The sequence below is a fragment of the Rheinheimera metallidurans genome (assembly GCF_036983985.1).
GTDB lineage: Bacteria > Pseudomonadota > Gammaproteobacteria > Enterobacterales > Alteromonadaceae > Alishewanella > Alishewanella metallidurans.
On sequence record NZ_JALAHQ010000001.1, the window covers coordinates 606,116 to 622,008 of the forward strand.

A 15,893-nucleotide genomic window follows, 5' to 3' on the forward strand; every position below is an offset into this window, starting at 1 on the left:
CAATACGGGCCAGCATTATGATAAAAGCTTAATGATCAGCATGACCATCTAAGCCATGAACGTGGCCGTGATCTAGCTCTTCTTCGGTGGCATCGCGTACAAGTATTACTTCAACGTCAAAGCGCAAGTCTATGCCAGACAATGGATGGTTACCGTCTACTACAACTTCGTTTTCGGTTACTTCAAGCACAATAACCGACTGCTCGCGCCCATCAGGGCCGGCAGCGCGAAAACGCATGCCTACAGCAACATCCATATTATCGAACATTGATTTTGGTACAGCTTGAGTTAGTGCGTCATGGCGCTCACCGTAGGCTTCTACTGCGGCAATATCAGCGGTAAATTTATCACCTGCAGTTTTACCGACTAATGCTTGTTCTAAACCTGGTATCAGTGAACCGTGGCCATATATAAAGACTAAAGGCTCGCCGCCAGCGGAGGAGTCTAATTCGTTACCTTGATGATCGGTAACGGTATAATGCATGGCGACAACTTTGTCCTGAGAAATGGTCATGAAAACCTCTTTAATTTAACGAGTAAGGTAACGGCACTATGCTAAGCGCTGGTGCACTATCGCTGCTAAGCCGCAATGAGTCAGCCGGCGTTATATCGTTAGGCAACACAGCAATTAACCATAATTGGTTGTTAATATTCGCTGCGTTGACAACCTGGCCGCTTCGGCGCCAGTTTTCACCTAGTTGTATTTCAATATCTGTACCTGCGGCAGGCAAGTCGGCGCTATTTGCTTGCAGTATATAAGCAGCCCTTTTGTTACCACCACGGTATTTTAATCTAGCAACGGTTTCTTGGCCAATGTAACAGCCTTTAGTAAAGCTAATGGCGTCTATAGCTTGTAAATTAAGCATTTGAGGCACCAGTGCGCCAATTAGTGGCTGCTCTAAATAGCTATAACCATAGCGAATATGCTGAGCCAACCAGACGTTTGGCGCCGCAAATGGCAATGGCTGTGCCATTAGCTGCTTAGCTGTATCTAATGGCGCAAGTAATAAGAAGTGTCCCTCGGCTAGGGCGAGCAATAGAGCGCCATTATATCGACTTACACTACCGATTGGCGGTACGGCAAAACCGAGCTCGCTAATTAGTGTTGCTATATTGTCGCCACCTAAGCCAAACACTGCGTATTGTTGTTGGCCACTACTAAAGCTCACTTTGGAAAATACACCAAACTTTTTCCACTGCGCGCTAGAGGCGGCCATCTCATCACGAAAGGCAATACTAATTAGTTGCTCATCTATGGTGGCTAAATAAAACTGTGACCACATTTTACCTTTGGCATCACAGTGAGCGCCATGTAAAAAGTTATCATTGGTTAATTGGTCAAGGTCGCAGGTAGTTTGGCCTTGCAAATACTTTCGATTATCAACGCCACCTATTAACAAGCTTTCAAAAGCGGGCAGAGGCGCAATAAATGCGCCTTGAACTTGACTAGATAAGCTAGAGTATTGTTCAGCGGTTAACCAAGATGTATGCATAATAATTTTGTACTCTATATCTGGCGGACAACGTATAAGCCTATGATTGGGGGAAACGCGTAAAAGCTCAACCCTGTTTAGGAATTTTTGTTAGAATTGGTAACAGTAATCTTACTCGGTCTGCAGTGGCAGAATGTTTTTCAAGGAAAATTATGACTGACTTAATGATTAAACCACGGCTGCGCTGGGCGTGTCGTCGCGGTATGCTCGAGCTAGATGTATTGTTGGCTCCGTTTGTTGAAGAGGGTTATGACGCACTGACGCTAGAGCAGAAGTACGATTTTGAACGTTTACTTGCTGCTGATGATCCCGATTTATTTTCTTGGTTTATGGGACATGCTAAATCATCAGACGCGGCGATACAGGCTTTGATTCAGGTAATTTTGGATCGTGTCCGCGTATAATATTGTTATACGGCCATCGCGTTATGCGAAAGCGGCGCTGATCTTGCTAGCATTTATGCCAGCATTGGTGTTGGCGTTCTCGCCATTAACTGGATTTTGGCTGTATATAGTAGCTGTGGCGTCGTTTACCTATTATTGGCAATGGTTCGCGCAGTTTCAACGATTAACAGTAACTGCTACGTTGGCGTTAAACTTAGACGGCGGTTTACAGTGGTTTGGTAAAATTGCGGGTAGTGGCAACTTAAGCGCAGGTGGGCTTATTTGCCCTTACGCACTTAAGTTGTGCTGGCGCGATAATTTACATCACCGTCTGCATCAGCGTTGGGTTTTTGTCGATCAGTGCTCTGATGAGCAGTTCAGAGCACTGGCTCGGGCAATTAACCAGTGTAACTGGTCGGCTTTATCTACCCGCAGCGTTTAGTTATCGCTGCTCGCTGTATCCTTTGGTGTCAGTATTGACGGCTGGCTAACAGCTAGTTTGTCGGGGTAATCTAAATTGTAATGCAAACCGCGACTTTCATTGCGCTGCATGGCACAACGTATAATCAGCTCGGCAACTTGCACCAAATTGCGTAACTCTAGCAAGTTATGGCTAAGACGAAAGTGCCGGTAGTACTCGCGAATTTCACGCTGCAATAATTCAACCCGATGCAATGCGCGTTCTAAGCGCTTGTTGGTGCGGACTATACCAACGTAATCCCACATAAATAACCTTAGCTCATGCCAGTTGTGGGTAATAACCACTTCTTCATCCGAGTCGCTAACGCGGCTGTCGTCCCACGGCGGCAACAAGGGTAAATCGCTACTAGGGTCTAGCTGTGCCAAAATATGCTTAGCAGCTGCTCTAGCAAATACGACACACTCAAGTAATGAGTTACTTGCCATACGGTTAGCACCATGTAAACCGGTGTAAGCGACTTCGCCCACTGCATATAAATTTTCAATATCGGTTTGACCATTAAGATTGGTCATAACGCCGCCACAAGTATAGTGAGCTGCTGGCACTACAGGTATCGGTTGACGGGTGATATCAATGCCTACACTTAAGCACTTGGCATAAATTGTCGGAAAGTGTTCAATAATAAAGTTTTTTGGTTTATGGCTAATATCTAAATACACGCAGTTTGCGCCAAGCCGCTTCATTTCGTAATCAATCGCGCGGGCGACAATATCACGAGGAGCTAATTCAGCGCGCTCATCAAATTCGGGCATAAAACGGCTGCCGTCAGGCCGTTTTAAATAGGCGCCTTCACCACGCATGGCTTCAGTAATTAAAAAGTTGGGTGCATCTGGATGATACAGACTAGTTGGGTGAAACTGGTTAAATTCCATATTAGCAACACGACAACCAGCACGCCACGCCATTGCAATGCCGTCGCCACTGGCAACATCAGGGTTACTCGTATAAAGGTATACTTTACTTGCGCCGCCGGTAGCTAAAGCTATAAAGCGCGCGCGAACTATTTCAACCTTGGCGGCATTTTTATTCCAAATATAGGCGCCATAGCAACGTTTAACATTTTGCTTAATTTTACTGCCGTTAATCAGATCTATCGCATTGTAGTTTTCTAGCAATTGAATATTCGGGTGTGCTTTTACTTTATCAACTAAGGCAATTTGTACAGCTTGCCCGGTCGCATCTGCAGCATGCAAAATACGGCGGTGGCTGTGGCCACCTTCACGGGTGAGGTGATATTTAAGCCCGCCATCTTCATCTTGATACTGGTCAAAGGGCACGCCTTGGGCAATAAGCCACTCCATCGCCGCTTTGGCATTACCGGCAGTAAACTGCACGGCAGTTTTATCGCATAAACCGGCACCAGCGATTAAGGTGTCGTTAACATGCGAGGCAATGCTGTCGTTTTCGTCAAATACTGCCGCAATACCGCCCTGAGCATAAAAGGTTGACCCTTCACGTAATGGGCCTTTACTTAGTACCAGTACTTTAGCGCTGTCGGCCAACTGCAAAGCCAGCGATAGCCCTGCGGCGCCACTGCCAATAATTAAAACGTCACAAAGATATTCTTTTGCTTGCGTCATGCGATACACTTGCTATCAGTTTATGTCTGGCCATTGTAACTATTTTGCCATATTTAACAGAACTATTTCTGCGTTGTACGGTCATACCAGCAAGCTAGACCAACGCCAGTTAGCATAACAGACAGTATTACAGGGGAAAGGCTCGAACATGAGCGAGCAAGAATTGGACTGGCAGATTGTCCAGCGCGTGCAGCAAGGCGATAAAGCTGCGTTTAATGTACTAGTAAAAAAATATCAGCACCGGATCGCGAACTTAATTTCGCGTTACGTCTCTAACCACGGAGACGTAGCAGATGTCGCTCAGGAAGCTTTTATTAAAGCGTACCGAGCTATGCCAGGTTTTCGCGGTGAAAGTGCATTTTATACTTGGCTGTATCGTATAGCGGTAAACAGTGCTAAGAATTATTTAGTTGCCAATGGTCGCAAGCCACCGGCAACAGATGTTGACGTAGAAGATGCCGAGTACTATGAAGGCAGCGATGCGTTAAAAGAACAAGACTCACCAGAAAAGCTATTGTTGTCTGATGAGATACGTAATGTGGTGTTTGGCACCATTGAAAAATTACCAGACGAGCTACGCACAGCAATTACGTTGCGTGAACTTGAAGGGTTAAGTTACGAAGAGATCGCGGAAGTGATGGGGTGCCCAATAGGTACTGTTCGCAGTCGTATTTTCAGAGCGCGTGAAGCCATTGATTTGCAGCTTAAGCCGTTAATAAGCTAGCAGTCAGAGCAAAAACCAGTAATTAGGACAGGAAACATTATGTCGTCAGAAAATCAGGATTGGCTCTCTGCTGCCAGTGATAACAAGGCACTAACTAAGGTACAGCTTGATAGCTTGCTTGGTGATGCCCAGCTACAGCAAAAGTTACAGCGTTACCATCTGATAGGCTCGGCCATGCGTAGTGAAGTATCAAGTGCACTACCTGCTAACTTTGCTGATAATTTTATGGCACAACTGGCTGATGAACCGGTATATCAATTACAGTCTGACCGTAACTTAATGCAGCGTATTAAGGCGTATGTTGCTGTTGCAGCCAACGGCAGCTGGTTACAACCGGTGGCACAAGGCGGTATTGCCGCTGCAGTAGCGTTAATTGCCGTGTTTGGTGTTCAACAGTATCAACAGGGTGAAGAATACTTAACGCCGCAACCATTATTGCAAACGCAACCTATTGCCGGTTTTGCTACGCCAGTGAGCTTAAGCCAAACCACAGTAACCGATCGTTTTGCTGCGCAGGAACAACAGGCTATGCTTGAGCAACAAAAGCGGCTACAGGCTATGTTAAATGCCCATCGCCAACAATTGCGAGTAATGGAGCAAACGCAGCAGGCAAAGCAAAGTGCGACACCTCACAATGGGTCTGAACAAAACGAGCAATAATGATGCGATTCTCTGGCGTATGTAGTGCCATAGTGTTGATAGTAGTGTCAGGACTTGCCCAAGCTGAACAAGCAGGCTGGGCATTGTTCGATAAGGTTCAACACGCTGTTAAGCAATATAATTTTGATACCTCTTTTGTCGTGTTAAAAGGCGGTAAAGTAGATACTTATCGTTGGTTACATGGCCGCACTGAAAACCAAGAAATTGAACACCTTATTCCTTTAGATACCAGTGGCGTAGATATTTTACGCCGCGACGCTATTGTTTATTATTTATTAGCTGACCGGCCTGCTTTTGTTACGCAGAGCCATAGTATTCCAGAATTGCCAGCGTTATTTTTTGAATCTAAACAAGAAATTAGTAAATTATATAATGCTGTTGCAGGTAGCAGCTCGCTAATGTCAGGTCGCAGTGCTCAGCTACTTCGATTAACGGCAAAAAATGCTGGGCGCTATAACTACTGGTTATGGTTAGATGATGAATCCGGCTTTCCGCTTAGAATAGATACCTTATCTGATCAGCAAAATGCATTAGAGCGCTGGTTAGTTACTCATATGCAAATTAATCCAGAGATGCCTGACAGTTTACGCGCGTTAATGGAGGCCGAATTACCCGCAGCCACTTCAGTGACAAATAAGGCATTGGCAAATAATAATCAAAAATTAACGTGGCTACCGGAAGGCTATACCGAGGTGGCAGAGCCGGCCAGTATTCCGCAGTTAGAAAAAAGCTTACTTAGCTACTGGCTATTGAGTGACGGTTTGCATCAGGTGTCAGTATTTGTGCAAAACCCCCAACATTTGCCAACCCAAGCGTATCGAGACGGTGCCACCACTATTTATGTGCAAACGGCAAACCAATTAGAGGTTACCGTTATTGGCCCAGTAAGTATTGATACCGCCCGTCAGCTGGCCGCGGCAGTGCGCTAATGGTAGAAGAAATTGCCACAGTGGTATCAACAGAATATAACGGTATTTGGTTAACCACTACGCCCGTATCCAGCTGCAATGCTTGTAACGTTAGCGATGATTGCGGTACGGGCATAGTTGCGAAAACCCTTACGCCAAAAAACATCCATTTTTTTGTGCCAAGTGAGCTTAAATTACTACCTGGCGAGCAAGTGAAAATTGGCTTGCAAGAAGACAGCCTAGTGATGGCCGCGTTAATGGTGTACTTGCTGCCATTAATATTGATGATGGTGTTGGCCTTATTAGCTAACGCTGCTGGGTTTAGTGAAGGTTGGATAATGGTGGCTGCAGCGTTAGGGGCAACCATTGGCTTTATGTTGGCGCGCTATTATGGCGTTAAGCAAGAAAAAACCACCAAAATTCATATTCTTGAAATTTTGCCTTCGTTAGGTATTAAACCTTACGCGTTAAAATAGCGCTGCCATAGCGTAAGCTTAACATTGGCCGTTAATAACACATAGCCAGCTGGCAACGGATAGAGTACAATTCGCACTAATTTATCGAAATAACCCGCGTTAATGCAGGAGGTTGTAACTTGCTATAGCAAAGTTTGCGGCCTTGCATGACGCTTACTGTTTTGCGGACAAAATGCCTAAACTTAATCACATCAGAAATTTTTCTATCATCGCCCATATAGACCACGGTAAATCGACGTTATCTGATCGGCTAATTCAATATTGTGGCGGTTTGTCTGACCGCGAAATGCAGCAACAAGTGCTGGATTCTATGGATCTTGAGCGCGAGCGCGGCATTACGATTAAAGCACAAAGTGTAACCTTAAATTACACTGCCGATGATGGCGAAACCTATCAGTTAAATTTCATCGATACACCTGGCCACGTTGACTTTACCTATGAAGTTAGCCGCTCGTTGGCGGCTTGTGAAGGGGCATTATTGGTCGTTGATGCTGGGCAGGGCGTTGAAGCGCAAACGGTAGCAAACTGTTACACCGCACTAGAAATGAATTTAGAAGTACTGCCAGTACTAAACAAAATTGACTTACCTCAGGCCGATCCCGACCGCGTAGCACAAGAAATTGAAGACATTATAGGTATTGAAGCCATAGGTGCGGTGCAGTGTTCTGCTAAAACTGGCTTAGGCATTAAAGATGTGCTTGAAACCATAGTTAAGAAAATACCACCTCCAGAAGGTGAGCCTGATCAGCCTACACAGGCGTTGATCATTGACTCATGGTTTGATGCCTACCAAGGCGTTGTGTCGCTGGTAAGAGTAAAACACGGTTCGATTAAGGCAAAAGACAAAATTAAAGTTATGTCGACAGGCCTATCTTACGAAGTAGATAAAATTGGTACCTTTAGCCCTAAAGCGACCAATACCGGCGAGTTGAAAACTGGTGAAGTAGGCTTTGTTATCGCCGGCATTAAAGAAGTTAAAGGTGCACCGGTTGGTGATACGTTAACACTGGCAAAAAACAGCGCACAAACGCCACTACCTGGTTTTAAACGCATAAAGCCGCAGGTGTATGCTGGTGTGTTTCCGGTATCAAGCGATGATTACGAAGACTTCCGTGACGCCTTATCAAAATTAAGCCTAAACGACTCGTCATTATTTTATGAACCAGAAAGTTCTGGTGCATTAGGCTTTGGCTTCCGTATTGGTTTCCTGGGTATGTTACACATGGAAATTATTCAGGAACGGCTAGAGCGCGAGTACGATCTTGACCTTATTACCACCGCCCCGACCGTAGTGTATGAAGTGCTGAAAAAAGACGGCACAGTAGTAATGGTTGATAACCCAAGTGCGTTGCCTGCGGTAAATGATATTGAAGAAATACGCGAACCTATAGTGGAAGCGCATATTTTAGTGCCACAAGAATACTTAGGTAGTGTTATTACACTGTGTATAGAAAAGCGTGGCGTGCAAACCAATATGTTGTATCACGGCCGTCAAGTTGCCATAACTTATGAGCTGCCAATGGCAGAAGTGGTAATGGACTTCTTTGACCGTTTAAAGTCGACCAGCCGTGGTTATGCATCTTTAGATTATGCGTTTAAGCGTTTTCAAGTATCCAATATGCAGCGGGTAGATATTTTAATTAATGGTGAACGGGTTGATGCTTTAGCTATTATCAGTCATATCGATTTTGCTCAAGGCCGTGGTCGTTTGTTGGCAGAGAAATTAAGAGAGCTTATTCCTCGCCAGATGTTTGATATCGCCATTCAAGCGGCTATTGGTAATCACGTTATTGCTCGTACCACCATTAAGCAAATGCGTAAAAACGTACTAGCAAAATGTTACGGTGGCGATATAAGCCGTAAGAAAAAGCTGCTGCAAAAGCAGAAAGACGGTAAAAAACGCATGAAGCAAGTGGGTAACGTAGAAGTACCACAAGAAGCCTTCTTGGCCATTTTGAAAGTTGGTAGTTAATTAAGGGTTATACATGGCAGGTTACTTTGCAATTGCACTGGTATTGGCAACATTGGTTAGTGGTTTAATTTGGTTGCTTGATATTTATGTGTTGGCGCCAAAACGACAGCAGAAACTTTCCGCAGTGCAATCAGCCAGTAACGACGTGCCAACCGCACTGAGTGACGAGTTGCTAAAAGAACCGCAGTGGGTCGAAACCGCTAAGTCGATATTTCCGGTAATAGCGTTAATTACTATTTTCCGCTCGTTTATGTATGAACCGTTTCAAATTCCATCAGGTTCAATGATGCCAACCTTATTAGTAGGCGATTTTATTTTGGTTGAAAAGTTCTCATACGACGTAAAAGATCCGGTGTGGCGTAAAACGCTTTATAGTAATGCTAAGCCGCAACGTGGTGATGTTGCCGTGTTTAAATACCCGAAACAGCCTACGATAGACTATATTAAACGAGTCATCGGTTTGCCTGGCGACCGCGTTATTTATCGGAATAAGCAGTTATTTATTCAACCAGCGTGTACTCAAGAGCTTAAATCCGACTGTCCTGCATTGGAAAGCATAGCGCTTAGCTTGAAAAACGAAGGCGAGTTTTACCAGCAACAATACCCGCAACGCCGTTACACCGAACAGCTTGGTACCGTAGCACACGATATATTGCAAACACCGGCGCGTCGCGAGTATACCGAGTTATTTTATAAACAAAACGGCACAGCGATTGACGAGTTTGTCGTACCCGATGGCCATTATTTCGTCTTAGGTGATAACCGTGACAATAGCGGTGATGGCAGGTTTTGGGGTTTTGTGCCAGAAGACAATATGGTGGGTAAGGCGGTATTTATTTGGATGAGCTTCGAATTTAATACTGATGAAAATAGCTGGATCCCAGGCTGGATACCTACAGGCGTGCGGTTTGACCGGCTTGGCAGTATTCACTAAGCGCCAGCGCACCCGTTTAAGAGACAAACATGCAAAAATCGTTAAATCCACTGATAGCCCGTTTAGGCTATCAGTTTCAACAGCCCGACCTATTAGAGCAAGCACTTACTCACCGCAGTTGTAAAGGCCAGCACAATGAACGGCTAGAATACCTTGGCGACGCGGTGCTAAGCTTAGTGATTGCTGAAACCCTTTATACTCATTTTCCTAAAGCGCGTGAAGGTGACTTAACTCGCATGCGTGCGGCGTTGGTAAAGGGGGTTACCTTGGCCGAAATTGCCCAAGAATTACGTTTATCTGAGTACTTACGTTTAGGCCCTGGCGAGTTAAAAAGTGGCGGTTTTCGGCGCGAGTCTATTTTAGCTGACGCAGTCGAGGCCATTTTAGGTGCTATTTATTTAGACTCTGGCATGGACGCGTGCAAAGAGCGTATTTTGTTTTGGTTCGGCTCACGGTTAGAGGTTATAACGCCAGGCGAGCAAAAAGATTCTAAAACATTGCTACAAGAATATTTGCAAGGGCTGCGCTTAGCGCTGCCAGTGTATGATGTAATTGCCACTTTAGGTGAAGCGCATCAGCAAACGTTTACCGTACGCTGCACTATTGCAGGTATGGCACCTTTTACCGCTACCGGCAGTTCACGCCGCAAGGCAGAGCAGGACGCCGCTCATATGGCGCTGGAAAAAATTAAGCATGACAGATAGCACCGTAACGCCAACTTATGCCGCATTAGTTGCTATTGTAGGCCGACCTAATGTGGGTAAATCTACATTGCTAAATAAGCTGGTTGGCCAGAAGGTAAGTATTACCTCAAAGAAGCCACAAACTACAAGACATCGTATTGTTGGCATAGACACGCGTGATAATTACCAAACAGTATATGTGGATACGCCTGGCTTACATAGCGAAGAAAAGCGCGCCATTAATCGGGTAATGAACCGAGCTGCGGCCAGTTCAATTCTGGATGTAGAATTTGTGCTGTTTGTCGTTGAAGGCACGCGTTGGACTGACGATGATCAAATGGTACTTAATCGGCTAATTGCATCAAACAAGCCAGTAATACTGGTGGTGAATAAAGTAGATTTGTATCGTGATAAAGACACCTTACTACCGCATTTACAATGGTTAGGCGCACAGCTTAACTTTATTGATGTCGTGCCGTTGTCGGCTGAAACTGGCGACAACGTTGAAGCATTACGTACCGCAGTGCAAGGGCATTTACCGCCGTGCGAATTCTTTTTCCCTGAAGATTACGTTACCGACCGATCAATGCGGTTTATGGCCGCTGAAATTGTCCGTGAAAAGCTGATGCGCTTTTTAGGCGAAGAATTACCTTACTCAGTAACCGTAGAAATTGAACGCTTTAAGTGGGAAGAGAAACACTATCATATCGCCGCATTAGTGTTAGTTGAGCGCGAAGGCCAAAAACGTATGGTTATCGGCAATAAAGGTGAGCGCATAAAAACGATTGCGACTGAAGCCAGAATAGATATGGCCGCAATGTTAGAGCAGCCAGTGTTTTTAGAGGTTTGGGTAAAAGTAAAATCAGGTTGGGCTGACGATGAGCGCGCATTGCGTAGCTTAGGTTACGGCGAAGATTAATCAACCATGCAGCCACAGCTTTGGCCTGCCTACATTCTGCATAGCCGCCCGCTTGGTGAAAGTAAGCTAATACTTCAACTATTACTGCCTGAACAAGGGCGTTTATCCGCGGTAGTGCGAAAGAAGCAGGGCAAGCAACGCTTGGCCTTGCAACCCTTTCAAGAGTTTATGTTGCAGCTGGTAGGCCGTAGTGAGCTTAAAACCGTATCAACTATTGATGAAGCAGCACCGGCACTGGTTTTAACCGGTAAGGTGCTATACAGCGGTTTGTATTTAAATGAATTAGTTTGTCGGTTATGGCCCGATAATTTGGCTGCAGAGCAGCTATTTTACCTGTACCAGCAATGCTTGCAGCAGTTAGCTGCAGTGCAACAAGGCGTGGTAGAGCTAGAGCCATGCTTGCGGGAATTTGAGTTTGCATTATTAACGGAGTTAGGCCAGCCAATAGATTGGCAATATGATAGTGCGGGCGGCGCATTAAATGCTCATGCTTATTATCAGTGGTACAGCGAACAAGGTTTTGTGCAAATGGCTAAAGGATATCGCGGCGAGGTATTACTTAATATTGGCCTTAAGCAATGGCAATGCGATGAAACGAAGCGCAGCGCCAAGCAACTTAGCCGGCAAATTCTTGCGCCGTTACTGGGCAGCAAGCCGTTGGCGAGTCGTGCATTATTTGCCGGTAGTTAATTTATAACGTTATTTTTATTTGGAGTCAGGCATGCATAACCCTATTTTTCTTGGCGTTAATATTGATCACGTTGCTACTTTACGTCAGGCGCGCGGCACCTATTATCCAGAACCGGTGCATGCGGCCTTAGTTGCCGAGCAGGCTGGCGCCGACGGTATTACCGTGCATTTACGCGAAGATAGACGGCATATTATTGACCGTGATGTATTTGTATTACGCCAAACTATTGCTACTCGATTAAATTTTGAAATGGCGGTAACTGATGAAATGCTAGCGATAGCGACTGAGTTAAAGCCACACTTTGCTTGTTTTGTACCAGAAAAACGTGAAGAGCTCACCACCGAAGGCGGGCTAGAAGTGGTTGGCCAGCTGGCGCGTATTACCGATGCGGTTACGCAAATGCGTGAACAAAATGTGTTGGTATCATTGTTTATTGATGCCGATCACCAACAAATTGAAGCGGCAGCTAAAGCCGGTGCACCCTACATTGAAATTCATACCGGGAAGTATGCGCATTGTACTGATATTAATGCTCAAGCTACAGAATTAAAGCGTATTGCCGATGCTGCGGCGTTTGCCTCCACACTTGGCCTTATCGTTAATGCTGGCCACGGTTTGCATTACCATAACGTACAGCCGATAGCCGCTATACCGCAAATGTACGAGCTAAATATAGGTCATGCTATTGTTGCCCGAGCCGTGTTTAGTGGTTTAGATGCAGCAGTGCGCGAAATGAAGCGCCTAATGGTTGAGGCGCGCGGTTAACGTGGCCATTATTGGTTTAGGTACCGATATCGTTGAAATTGCGCGTGTTAGCCAAAGCTTAGCGCGCAGTGCTGGCTTAATAAAGCGGGTGTTAACCGCTGATGAGCAAGCGATTTACCATGCCATTGCAACGAAGAATATGGCCAATAATACCATGACGATAAGCGATGCTGATAATGCCGCGCGATATTTTGCTAAACGCTTTGCTGCTAAAGAAGCTGCGGCCAAGGCGCTTGGCACCGGCATTGGCCGTGGTGTGTCATTTCAGCATATTAACGTTAGTAATAGCGCCGATGGCGCGCCGCAGTTAGCTTTAACTGACTATGCCGCTGAACTAGCTGCCAATAAAGGTGTAACGCATATCTGGTTGTCAATTACCGATGAGCAAGCTTATGCTGCAGCTACGGTGATTTTAGAACGACAGTAATGCTACGCTGCTAAGTATTTGTTTTTACCAATCCCATATCCACTGTTGGCTTTCGTGCCACAACGCTTGCATTACATCGTCCAATTCCAGTAATTCAGGTTCAAGTTGTGTCGCGGTTTTACCCAGTTTCAATTGGGTTTCAAGTAATTCTGCTAATTGTTTTAACCGTGGTACACCGGTATAACAACAGGCGCCGTGCAATTTATGTATTTGTTGCAGTAGCTGTTGTATATCATCTGAGGCCAACGCCTGCTGTATTGCTACGCGGCTAGCCGTAATGCTATTAACTAGCATTAACAACATTTCCTTCATTAAACTGCATTTACCGCTAGCGCGCTCTAACGACAATGGCCAGTCGACAAGTTTACTTATGGGCCAACTGCGATCTGTCTCTGCTACGCGGCTACTAGGGCAAAACTCCTGCAAGCAACAGTGCAATATATTTTCATCTAAAGGTTTACTTAAAAACTCATTAAAGCCCAGTTTAAGTAAACGCTCGCGTTCACCGTCAATAGCATGTGCGGTAACGGCAATAATGGGGGTATGTTCGTTTAGCGAGCTTTGACGGATGCGCTGACAAGCGGTAATGCCATCCATAACAGGCATATTAATATCCATAAAGATAATGTCATAGGCGCGCTGTGTTGCTTTATGCCACGCTTCAGCGCCATCTTGCGCAGACTCTATTTGCTCAACATGTTCCGCTAACAGGGTATTAATAAGCTTTAAGTTGGCACCATTGTCATCAACCGTAAGCACTCTAATGCTGGCTTGGCTGCGCACGGTTTGCTCGTCGACTACTTTTTGCTGCGTTAGGTAGGGGCTGGCCAATGCGCTGGCTAATTTTCGTAAGTGCGGCGGTTTTGATAAACAGCCATCGGCACCCGAGCTTAATAGCGTTTCGCGTAAATGCGGTGATAACGTATTTACCAGTAGATAGGTGTTACTGCAGTGCGGTTTTATTTGCTGCATTAATGCCAGCACTTGATTAACTTGGTTTAGCGCCACTGTGCGGCCAATTAAACCGATATCATAATGTTGGTTATGTGCCAGCGCTTGCTGCAACTGGCCTTTAGTAGCACAAGCAGTAACTTGCAAACCCCAGCTATGCAATAAACTTAGCGTCGCCTCGCGAGAGTGCTGCTGTGATTCAAAGTATAATAAGCTTTTATTTTCTAATACCTCTAATGGCAGATTGTCAGCAACGGATAATTGGTGGCGTAAGCATTTAACGGTAAACCAAAAAGTAGAACCTTCAGCTTGTTTACTTTCAAAGCCAATTTTACCGTTCATGGCTTTAACCAGTCGTTGTGAAATCATTAAACCTAAGCCAGAACCACTTTGATGGCTGCGCGCATCGCTATGGCTAAAACCTTGGAATAGCTGGCTTTGCTGCTCTTCGCTTATGCCTTGACCGGTATCTTGCACTGAGCAATGCAAAATGAGCTGCTCTTCGTTTAGCAATGTGGCTGACACGCGAATAACTATGCTGCCATGCTCGGTAAATTTAATCGCATTCCCGGCAATGTTCATTAAAATTTGGACAAAACGCACCGGATCGGCCACCACATCATCAGGGCAGGAGGGTTCAACCATTAATACCAGTTCGAGTTGTTTCTCAAAGGCGTTTGCCGCTAAAAGCTCAATAGCATCATTTAACAAATCTCGTAACGAAAACGGCTCGGGGTTTATGGATAGCCTACCTTCTTCTAATTTAGAGAAGTCTTGTACGTCGTTTACTAGATGCAGCAGGCTATTGGCAGATTTTTGAATAATAGTTAAATAGTCATGCTGACTACTAGTTAATTGGGTTTTAAGCAGCTGGCGGCTAAAGCCGATAACTCCGTTGAGCGGGGTACGTAATTCATGGCTCATTTTTGCCAAAAATTCAGATTTTTGCCGGTTATCCTCTTGCGCTTTGCGCTTAGCAAACTCAAGTTCAATATTCTGGACTTCTAGCTGCTCCATACTTTGCTGTAAGTCACAAGTAACCTGTTCAATTTGTTGTTGTAATTCATTTTCCTGTGCGCAAAGTTGCATACCTAGTAGGTTTAGATTTTGTTGTAATACCACCAGTTCATTAATTATGGCGCTGGTATCAACTTCAACGGTTTCGCCATTAAGTAGCTGTTGTAAATTGCGTACAATGTGTTTTATTGGTCGGTGTAGGTTGCGCAATAGCAGTAGGGTTGGCAACATTATTAGCAGCATAAAAGCCAATGTTAGCGCTGCAGTGTTTAATAGCATATTTTGCTGCTGTAATTGCAATTGAGCTTTAGGCAGTTGTAATAACAAATAGCCTAACTGCTGCGAATGCGCACTATCGGTGCTGGTTAGCAGCGGCTGATAAAATATTACGCTGTTGTTGTTTTCTGAAAGTAAACCAAAGGCCGGCAATGTGTCGCTGACGTTTAGCCGTAAGCTTTTATCAAATTGCTGCGAGTTGGTATGTAACACCGGCTGGTACTGGGCATTAAACAGACTGATATTGCTTAGCCGTGGCGAATTAAACCGGTGCGCACTTTCTAATAGCTGTTGTAAGGCGGGCATATTTTGTCGGCTGAGCAAATCTTGGCTACTCATTGCCAGCGGCAAGGCAATATCGCGAGCGCGTTCGTTAAAAGAAAAGGCTAACTCATGATAGCGAACATAGCTAAAATACCCTGCACAGAATACACTGACCAGCAATGCAGGCAGTAGGCTGCAAAGCCATAACCAAGTGCGTAATCCAATTTTTTTCATTGTCGCAGGCTGTACTGTAATTATCGTTGTTTGGATAATGACATAACACATCGCC

General features: G+C 45.1%; 17 protein-coding genes. 13 read left to right on the forward strand and 4 right to left on the reverse strand.

Annotated features, from left to right (window positions below):
- Nucleotides 1–28 precede the first annotated feature (28 nt).
- Together MN199_RS02890 and ygfZ are read right to left on the reverse strand one after the other, a co-directional pair.
- Complete coding sequence (locus MN199_RS02890; protein ID WP_132582155.1) at nucleotides 29–514, reverse strand: FKBP-type peptidyl-prolyl cis-trans isomerase; 486 nt, start codon at nucleotides 512–514, stop codon at nucleotides 29–31.
- 10 nt (nucleotides 515–524) lie between these two features.
- On the reverse strand, nucleotides 525–1,493 hold the full coding sequence (ygfZ, locus tag MN199_RS02895) for a tRNA-modifying protein YgfZ (RefSeq protein WP_335738349.1): 969 nt from the start codon (nucleotides 1,491–1,493) through the stop codon (nucleotides 525–527).
- A 152-nt stretch (nucleotides 1,494–1,645) separates the two neighbouring features.
- On the opposite strand from ygfZ, the gene MN199_RS02900 reads away from it, so the two are divergent.
- Together MN199_RS02900 and MN199_RS02905 are read left to right on the forward strand one after the other, a co-directional pair.
- Entirely contained in the window at nucleotides 1,646–1,897 is a 252-nt protein-coding gene (locus tag MN199_RS02900; protein WP_132582159.1) for an FAD assembly factor SdhE, read from the forward strand.
- Nucleotides 1,884–2,318 carry a protein YgfX gene (locus tag MN199_RS02905; protein WP_132582161.1) on the forward strand — a complete coding sequence of 145 codons (435 nt, stop codon included), beginning with the start codon at nucleotides 1,884–1,886 and terminating at the stop codon, nucleotides 2,316–2,318. The genes MN199_RS02900 and MN199_RS02905 overlap by 14 nt, the downstream gene beginning before the upstream one ends.
- Here the strand turns inward: MN199_RS02905 and nadB are convergent.
- Nucleotides 2,315–3,937, reverse strand: a complete 1,623-nt coding sequence (gene nadB, locus MN199_RS02910; RefSeq protein WP_132582163.1) for an L-aspartate oxidase — start codon at nucleotides 3,935–3,937, stop codon at nucleotides 2,315–2,317. The genes MN199_RS02905 and nadB overlap by 4 nt on opposite strands.
- A gap of 148 nt (nucleotides 3,938–4,085) precedes the next feature.
- On the opposite strand from nadB, the gene rpoE reads away from it, so the two are divergent.
- The 11 genes from rpoE (at nucleotide 4,086) to acpS (ending at nucleotide 13,096) form a co-directional block, all read left to right on the forward strand.
- Nucleotides 4,086–4,661 carry an RNA polymerase sigma factor RpoE gene (gene rpoE / locus MN199_RS02915; protein ID WP_335738350.1) on the forward strand — a complete coding sequence of 192 codons (576 nt, stop codon included), beginning with the start codon at nucleotides 4,086–4,088 and terminating at the stop codon, nucleotides 4,659–4,661.
- A gap of 39 nt (nucleotides 4,662–4,700) precedes the next feature.
- Nucleotides 4,701–5,321 (forward strand): sigma-E factor negative regulatory protein, encoded by a 621-nt coding sequence (locus MN199_RS02920; protein WP_132582167.1) that lies wholly within the window; start codon nucleotides 4,701–4,703, stop codon nucleotides 5,319–5,321.
- Nucleotides 5,321–6,250 (forward strand): MucB/RseB C-terminal domain-containing protein, encoded by a 930-nt coding sequence (locus MN199_RS02925; protein WP_243695558.1) that lies wholly within the window; start codon nucleotides 5,321–5,323, stop codon nucleotides 6,248–6,250. The genes MN199_RS02920 and MN199_RS02925 overlap by 1 nt, the downstream gene beginning before the upstream one ends.
- A complete protein-coding gene (locus tag MN199_RS02930) occupies nucleotides 6,250–6,705 on the forward strand; it encodes a SoxR reducing system RseC family protein (protein ID WP_335738351.1) in 456 nt (151 codons plus the stop codon). Before MN199_RS02925 ends, MN199_RS02930 begins: the two co-directional genes overlap by 1 nt.
- A gap of 172 nt (nucleotides 6,706–6,877) precedes the next feature.
- Nucleotides 6,878–8,677 carry a translation elongation factor 4 gene (gene lepA / locus MN199_RS02935; protein WP_335738352.1) on the forward strand — a complete coding sequence of 600 codons (1,800 nt, stop codon included), beginning with the start codon at nucleotides 6,878–6,880 and terminating at the stop codon, nucleotides 8,675–8,677.
- Nucleotides 8,678–8,690: 13 nt separating this feature from the next.
- On the forward strand, nucleotides 8,691–9,611 hold the full coding sequence (gene lepB / locus MN199_RS02940) for a signal peptidase I (protein WP_335738353.1): 921 nt from the start codon (nucleotides 8,691–8,693) through the stop codon (nucleotides 9,609–9,611).
- Nucleotides 9,612–9,640: 29 nt separating this feature from the next.
- Nucleotides 9,641–10,315 (forward strand): ribonuclease III, encoded by a 675-nt coding sequence (gene rnc, locus MN199_RS02945; RefSeq protein WP_132582175.1) that lies wholly within the window; start codon nucleotides 9,641–9,643, stop codon nucleotides 10,313–10,315.
- Nucleotides 10,305–11,213 (forward strand): GTPase Era, encoded by a 909-nt coding sequence (gene era / locus MN199_RS02950; protein WP_335738354.1) that lies wholly within the window; start codon nucleotides 10,305–10,307, stop codon nucleotides 11,211–11,213. The genes rnc and era overlap by 11 nt, the downstream gene beginning before the upstream one ends.
- 6 nt (nucleotides 11,214–11,219) lie before the next feature.
- Nucleotides 11,220–11,903: a DNA repair protein RecO gene (gene recO, locus MN199_RS02955; RefSeq protein WP_335738355.1), complete on the forward strand. Its 684-nt coding sequence runs from the start codon at nucleotides 11,220–11,222 to the stop codon at nucleotides 11,901–11,903.
- A gap of 31 nt (nucleotides 11,904–11,934) precedes the next feature.
- A complete protein-coding gene (pdxJ, locus tag MN199_RS02960; protein WP_335738356.1) occupies nucleotides 11,935–12,669 on the forward strand; it encodes a pyridoxine 5'-phosphate synthase in 735 nt (244 codons plus the stop codon).
- A gap of 1 nt (nucleotide 12,670) precedes the next feature.
- Complete coding sequence (gene acpS, locus MN199_RS02965; protein WP_335738357.1) at nucleotides 12,671–13,096, forward strand: holo-ACP synthase; 426 nt, start codon at nucleotides 12,671–12,673, stop codon at nucleotides 13,094–13,096.
- 24 nt (nucleotides 13,097–13,120) lie between these two features.
- Here acpS and MN199_RS02970 read toward each other — a convergent pair whose 3' ends face one another.
- Nucleotides 13,121–15,838 (reverse strand): response regulator, encoded by a 2,718-nt coding sequence (locus tag MN199_RS02970; RefSeq protein WP_335738358.1) that lies wholly within the window; start codon nucleotides 15,836–15,838, stop codon nucleotides 13,121–13,123.
- Between the last annotated feature and the right edge of the window lie 55 nt (nucleotides 15,839–15,893).

Coding starts and splice junctions, on each gene's coding strand:
- nadB (WP_132582163.1), bottom strand. CDS start 3,937: ATGACGCAAGCAAAAGAATATCTTTGTGACGTTTTAATTATTGGCAGT.
- MN199_RS02970 (WP_335738358.1), bottom strand. CDS start 15,838: ATGAAAAAAATTGGATTACGCACTTGGTTATGGCTTTGCAGCCTACTG.
- MN199_RS02930 (WP_335738351.1), top strand. CDS start 6,250: ATGGTAGAAGAAATTGCCACAGTGGTATCAACAGAATATAACGGTATT.
- MN199_RS02920 (WP_132582167.1), top strand. CDS start 4,701: ATGTCGTCAGAAAATCAGGATTGGCTCTCTGCTGCCAGTGATAACAAG.
- MN199_RS02890 (WP_132582155.1), bottom strand. CDS start 514: ATGACCATTTCTCAGGACAAAGTTGTCGCCATGCATTATACCGTTACC.
- rnc (WP_132582175.1), top strand. CDS start 9,641: ATGCAAAAATCGTTAAATCCACTGATAGCCCGTTTAGGCTATCAGTTT.
- recO (WP_335738355.1), top strand. CDS start 11,220: ATGCAGCCACAGCTTTGGCCTGCCTACATTCTGCATAGCCGCCCGCTT.
- lepA (WP_335738352.1), top strand. CDS start 6,878: ATGCCTAAACTTAATCACATCAGAAATTTTTCTATCATCGCCCATATA.
- rpoE (WP_335738350.1), top strand. CDS start 4,086: ATGAGCGAGCAAGAATTGGACTGGCAGATTGTCCAGCGCGTGCAGCAA.
- lepB (WP_335738353.1), top strand. CDS start 8,691: ATGGCAGGTTACTTTGCAATTGCACTGGTATTGGCAACATTGGTTAGT.
- era (WP_335738354.1), top strand. CDS start 10,305: ATGACAGATAGCACCGTAACGCCAACTTATGCCGCATTAGTTGCTATT.
- MN199_RS02925 (WP_243695558.1), top strand. CDS start 5,321: ATGATGCGATTCTCTGGCGTATGTAGTGCCATAGTGTTGATAGTAGTG.
- MN199_RS02900 (WP_132582159.1), top strand. CDS start 1,646: ATGACTGACTTAATGATTAAACCACGGCTGCGCTGGGCGTGTCGTCGC.
- ygfZ (WP_335738349.1), bottom strand. CDS start 1,493: ATGCATACATCTTGGTTAACCGCTGAACAATACTCTAGCTTATCTAGT.
- pdxJ (WP_335738356.1), top strand. CDS start 11,935: ATGCATAACCCTATTTTTCTTGGCGTTAATATTGATCACGTTGCTACT.